Genomic DNA, 531 nt, shown 5'->3' on the forward strand with positions numbered 1-531 from the left:
GTCCACCGCAGCGGGGGCGCCCGTTGCGGTGAGCTTCTGGTGCTACTGCTTCTCGGTGAAGCCGAACTGGATGACGCCCTCGTCGTCGACGGTCGCGTCCACCGACGCGTCACCGAGCAGCTCGGCGGCGTCCTCGTCCAGGAAGATCCGGGCGCCCTGGTTGTCGACCACCCGATCGCCCTGCACCGGCTCGGGCACCAGCTCGACGGTGAGCGAGCCGGCCTCGGTGTCGGCGGCGATTCGCACCCCACCGTCCTGGGCGACGTCCTGCTGATTGGCGAGGTCACGAATGACGAGCACGGCGTTATCGGTCATGGTGAGCATGAGTGGAACTCCTCGTGGATTCTCGGCTCGCTGTCGAATACGGCACGGACCGGACAGTCGGGCCCGCCTACGAGCACGCGTGGGAGGCGACAGAGGGGCGACCGGTCATCGCCGTCGCTTCGGATCGGGGCAGCTGACGGCCCCGTCACTTCCTCCGTGCCCGCTGGCGGACCATCCGTCAAAGAGAGCCGGAGCAGTGGAGAGCGG

Annotated in this window: 1 protein-coding gene; it reads right to left on the reverse strand. The window is 68.5% G+C overall.

Annotated elements, in window-relative coordinates:
* Positions 1 to 42 precede the first annotated feature (42 nt).
* Complete coding sequence (locus KBX53_RS35390; protein WP_030331312.1) at positions 43 to 324, reverse strand: adhesin; 282 nt, start codon at positions 322 to 324, stop codon at positions 43 to 45.
* Between the last annotated feature and the right edge of the window lie 207 nt (positions 325 to 531).

It is taken from the genome of Micromonospora sp. M51, from assembly GCF_018070305.1.
Taxonomy (GTDB): domain Bacteria; phylum Actinomycetota; class Actinomycetes; order Mycobacteriales; family Micromonosporaceae; genus Micromonospora; species Micromonospora parva.